General features: G+C 61.5%; 5 protein-coding genes and 2 tRNA genes. 2 read left to right on the top strand and 5 right to left on the bottom strand.

Annotated features, from left to right (window positions below; translation table 11 throughout):
* Nucleotides 1-337: 337 nt before the first annotated feature.
* Nucleotides 338-413 (bottom strand) — tRNA-Phe (locus ABWU19_RS14295).
* Between the two features lie 44 nt (nucleotides 414-457).
* Nucleotides 458-534, bottom strand: a tRNA-Asp gene (locus tag ABWU19_RS14300).
* A gap of 74 nt (nucleotides 535-608) precedes the next feature.
* On the opposite strand from ABWU19_RS14300, the gene ABWU19_RS14305 reads away from it, so the two are divergent.
* On the top strand, nucleotides 609-962 hold the full coding sequence (locus ABWU19_RS14305) for a hypothetical protein (protein WP_435902328.1): 354 nt from the start codon (nucleotides 609-611) through the stop codon (nucleotides 960-962).
* On the opposite strand, the gene ABWU19_RS14310 is transcribed toward ABWU19_RS14305, so the two are convergent.
* The 3 genes from ABWU19_RS14310 to ABWU19_RS14320 are packed head-to-tail and all read right to left on the bottom strand — an operon-like array spanning nucleotide 923 to nucleotide 3,659.
* On the bottom strand, nucleotides 923-1,543 hold the full coding sequence (locus ABWU19_RS14310) for a phosphoribosylanthranilate isomerase (protein ID WP_435902329.1): 621 nt from the start codon (nucleotides 1,541-1,543) through the stop codon (nucleotides 923-925). The two genes, ABWU19_RS14305 and ABWU19_RS14310, sit on opposite strands and share 40 nt — an antisense overlap.
* Nucleotides 1,543-2,937: a LutB/LldF family L-lactate oxidation iron-sulfur protein gene (locus ABWU19_RS14315; RefSeq protein ID WP_435902330.1), complete on the bottom strand. Its 1,395-nt coding sequence runs from the start codon at nucleotides 2,935-2,937 to the stop codon at nucleotides 1,543-1,545. Before ABWU19_RS14315 ends, ABWU19_RS14310 begins: the two co-directional genes overlap by 1 nt.
* Nucleotides 2,934-3,659 carry a (Fe-S)-binding protein gene (locus ABWU19_RS14320; RefSeq protein ID WP_435902331.1) on the bottom strand — a complete coding sequence of 242 codons (726 nt, stop codon included), beginning with the start codon at nucleotides 3,657-3,659 and terminating at the stop codon, nucleotides 2,934-2,936. The genes ABWU19_RS14315 and ABWU19_RS14320 overlap by 4 nt, the downstream gene beginning before the upstream one ends.
* A gap of 85 nt (nucleotides 3,660-3,744) precedes the next feature.
* Between ABWU19_RS14320 and ABWU19_RS14325 the strand changes: the two genes are divergently transcribed.
* Nucleotides 3,745-4,071, top strand: a complete 327-nt coding sequence (locus tag ABWU19_RS14325) for a heavy metal-binding domain-containing protein (RefSeq protein ID WP_435902332.1) — start codon at nucleotides 3,745-3,747, stop codon at nucleotides 4,069-4,071.
* Nucleotides 4,072-4,302 lie beyond the last annotated feature (231 nt).

Below are 4,302 nucleotides of genomic sequence, written 5' to 3' on the forward strand. Positions count from 1 at the left end.
AAATTGCTTCCATATCGTTCTGGTGGGCGTTGGTGTGGGCTTTTTTGGATGAGGGGGTGCGGTTGCGACAGCGTTTTTGGGCACAAAATGGTATGTAACGCTTTTTGTAACGGTAAGACTTACACAGTTGGATGAAAAGAGCCCCCGGCTCCACCAGAGCCCTGGCCTCCTGCCACAGCGCCTCCGTGTCGGCCCTTAGCCTGTGTGCTTTGCAGAAAAGGGTAGCCCAGTGGGGAGGAGGAAGGCAACTGCGCAAGTCCTAACTTTATTGGGGTCAAACTATGGGATTAAAGCAAAAACCGGGATTTGAGTAACCCCGGTTTTTTGTTTCCTATAGTGGTGCCAAGGGGCGGAATCGAACCGCCGACACTGCGATTTTCAGTCGCATGCTCTACCGACTGAGCTACCTTGGCAGGATGGCCGAAGGGGCCAGAACGGCCACATTCGGCGGTATTATTGGCGCTCCGGACGGGACTTGAACCCGCGATCTCCCACGTGACAGGCGGGTATGTTAACCAACTACACCACCGGAGCAAGTTGTTGCGCTGTACCGGAATCGCCCGCACAGGCACATAGGATAATAGCGGTTGGCCTACTAGGTGTCAAGCATGCTGACCTGGAAAGAGGTGTTTGCCGAGCATAAAACCCTTCGTGGGATTGGCAAGGACAGCCTGCTGGTTGATCGGGGTGAGTCGGGCTATAAAAACCGCTTTTTGTCGGATGGTTCCATTCTCTATCCTGGCGAGGGTCTAGCGGGTAACCAGCAGCCACTGGGAGGCAACCGGGTTTTGCTGGAGGCGCTCGAAGACCAGAAGCCCATGCGCCTTTACCTTCGCGAAGGGGTGAACCGCTGGTTCAGGCTGGGTTTGTACCGGGTTGAAGCGGTGGAGTATTGCTGGGAAGAAAGCGAGAGGCGCTATGTTTACTGGTTCAGGCTGGTGCCGTTGAAGGCTGCGACCTGAGCCAGAAAGGCCCGAAGTTTGTGGGGGTCTTTGCGGCGTGGCTCGAGCTCGACCCCACTGCTTACGTCCACTGCGTAAGGCGCTAAATCCAGCACCGAGCGCAGATTATCTGACGTTAAGCCCCCGGCCACAATCAAGCGCGGGTGCTGACGGAGGGGCATCAGCCACGCCAACGGGTAGGTTTGTCCACTGCCAGGGCTTACCCCGTCTACCAGGAGGGCATCGGCGGGATAAGCTAACCACTCGGGCGAGGCAGGCCCGGATATCCGAATGGCCTTGATAACCGGAAAAAAGCGTCGCACCTGCTCGGCCCATTCGGGTGGTTCGGCCCCGTGGAGCTGGGCCACCTGGAGCCGGGCGGTCTCCATCTGCCTCAGCGCCTCCTCGGGTGGGGTGTCCACAAACACCCCGACCCGTACCACCAGGGGCCCCAAGGCCTGGCTGATGGCTTTGACCGACTCGGGTTCCACATAGCGCCGGGTGCCGGGGGCCAGGATGAAGCCCAGCGCCCAGGCCCCCAGGTTTTCGGCCAGGATGGCGTCTTCCTGGCGGGTAATCCCGCATATTTTGGCCCGCACCATCAGACTTCTCCGGCCTCCCACATCTGCTGAAAACTTTTTTGGCTGGGCATGAGGCCAGCACGGCCTTCGGTCCAGGCTTTGAGCACCGGCAGCACGGTATTGTCCAGCGCTTTCTCGGGTAGAAGCCGCAGGGCCCTGGTAGCCAGACGGTAGGCCCAGGGGTTGGTCATGGCCAGGGCATAGGCCCGGATGGCGGCTGCCTCGAGCCTGGGGGTAAGCCCCTGCTCCACCGCGCGGTTGCGCCAGGTGAGCAGCAGCCTGGGGATAGGAATCCGCACCGGGCAGGCCTGGAAGCAGGCCCCACAAAGCGAAGAAGCATAGGGGAGGGGCTTGGTCTGCTCGAGGCCCACCAGCCCAGGCGAGAGGATGGCCCCGATGGGCCCGCTATAGACGTAGCCATATGGGTGACCACCGGTCTGGCGGTACACCGGGCAGGCGTTCAGGCAGGCCGCACAGCGCACACAGCGCAGGGTTTCCCAGGCTTCTGGGTCGGCCAGCAGGCTGCTGCGTCCGTTGTCGATAAAAACCACGTGAACTTCCTGGGGGCCGTCGGGTTCGTCTGGTTTTTTGGGGCCCTGGATGAGCGAAACAAAAGTACCCAGCCGTTGGCCTGTGGCCGCGCGTGCGGTAAGCGAGAGGAAAACCGAAAGGTCGCTGAAGCGGGGCAGGAGTTTTTCCAGGCCCACCAGGGCCACATGGATGCGCGGGGCCGAGGTGGCAAGCCGGATGTTCCCTTCGTTTTCTATCAGGGCCAGGGTGCCGGTTTCGGCCACCACGAAATTGCCGCCGGAGATGCCCATATCGGCCTGCAAAAACCCATCGCGCAGGAGCTTACGGGCCACGGCAGCCAGGTCTTCGGGGCTGGCCTCCAGCGGGGTTTGGAAGCGCTCATGGAACAGGCGCCGAATCTGCTCTAAGTTCAGGTGGATGGCCGGGCCCACGATGTGGGAGGGGGGCTGGTGCAAAAGCTGAATGATGTACTCGCCCAGGTCGGTCTCCAGCACCTCGAGGCCCATCCCTTCCAGCAAAGGGTTGATGCCCAGCTCCTCCGAAACCATGGTCTTGGCCTTGACCACTTTCCGCGCCCCCGCTTTGCGGGCGATCTCGGCCACGATGCGCTGTGCCTCAACAGCGTCTTCGGCCCAGTGCACCTGCACGCCGTTTTGCTGTAGCTTTTCCTCAGCCTGGAGCAGATACCTGTCCAGGTTCAAGAGCAGGTGGTTCTTTACGCCCTCGGCCCAGCGCCGCCAGGCTTCGGCGTCTACCTCGGCGTAAGCCTGCCGCCTTTTGCTATCGAAGCTCAGGGTGGCTCCCGTAACCGACTCGCGCACCTCGGGGTGCTCGCGCAGTAGCCGGGCGGCCTCTTGCGGGTAACGGTTCGCGCTTACTTTCATCCCACCGCCTCCCACAGCACCGTGGCCAGGGGGCGCACGGGCAGGTTCAGGTTTTGGTTTTGTATACGGCCCATCAGGTGCAGCATGCAGCCGCCATCGGCGCTGGTCAGGAAGTCTATCTGGCCTGGCGGCAGGGTGGAAAGTTTGCGGTCAGCCATGCCCAGCGCTACCTCGGGCAGCTTTACCGAAAATAGCCCGCCAAAGCCGCAACACTCCTCGGCAGCCACCCAGTCCACAAGCTCGGCCCCACTGCCGCGCAGCAGGGTCAGGGGCTCTTGTCTGATGCCTAACTCGCGCAAGGCGTGGCAGCCGTGGTGGTAGGCAATGCGTTTGCCCTGCAGGCCCTGGCCCAGCTGGCTGACGCCCAGCACCTTTACGATGAACTCGGCCAGCTCGTAGGTTTTGCGGCTCAGGGCGTCGGCTCGGGTGAACATTTTGGGGCGGTCGCGGTAGAGCTCAGGATAGAACTTGCGCAGCATGGTCGTGCAGGAGCCCGAAGGAAGCACCACGTACTCTGCCTCCTCGAGCACATCCAGCGTATGGTCGGCCACCTGGCGGGCCTGGGCCCAGTAACCTGCGTTGTAGGCGGGCTGGCCGCAGCAAGTCTGCCCACTGGGAAACTCCACTGTGCAGCCCAGGTGCCGCAAAAGCCGAACCGCTGCCACGCCCGCATCAGCAAAAAATTGATCGGCCAGGCAGGTAACGAACAGGGCAACTTTCATGTTGGGTGGATTATATCCAAACAAAACCTGACGTGGGTGTGGTTCGGTATGATGGGTTTTCAGGAGGTTTGTTGTGCGACGCAAGATTATGCTTACCACCTCGAGCCAGCTCGAGGGCTACCAGATCACCGAGTACCTCGATGTGGTGTTTGGCGAGGCCATCGTGGGGGCCAATATCTTCCGCGACCTGCTGGCTTCTGTGCGCGACATTGTGGGGGGGCGCAGTGGGGCCTACGAAGCCGAGCTACGCAAGGCCCGCGAGATTGCCTTGGGGGAGCTCGAGCAGGCCGCCGCAGCTATGGGCGCCGACGCAGTAATTGCCATTGATGTGGACTACGAAACCGTGGGCCAGGGCAACATGCTGATGGTTACGGCCTCCGGCACGGCGGTGCGAACCAGCCGGCGGTACTGATACCTGAAGCATTCTGCTAAGCGGGTCAAAACATCCTGGCGGGCTGTTGCCGGTGGGGGCCCCAGCGAAGTAAGCCTTATTGGGGGTTGTCCCGCCTGTTCCGCTGGGTGTGGTAGGTAAATTGCCGCCAGAGGGCCTCGAGCCCACATTCCGCACCCCCCTTCACTCCAGCAGGTAATATCGCTCCACCCCCAGCAGGCGGGCTGCTGTCTCGTGATGGGGTGTCAGGTA

The organism is Meiothermus cerbereus (genome assembly GCF_051297115.1).
Taxonomy (GTDB): Bacteria; Deinococcota; Deinococci; order Deinococcales; family Thermaceae; genus Meiothermus; species Meiothermus cerbereus_A.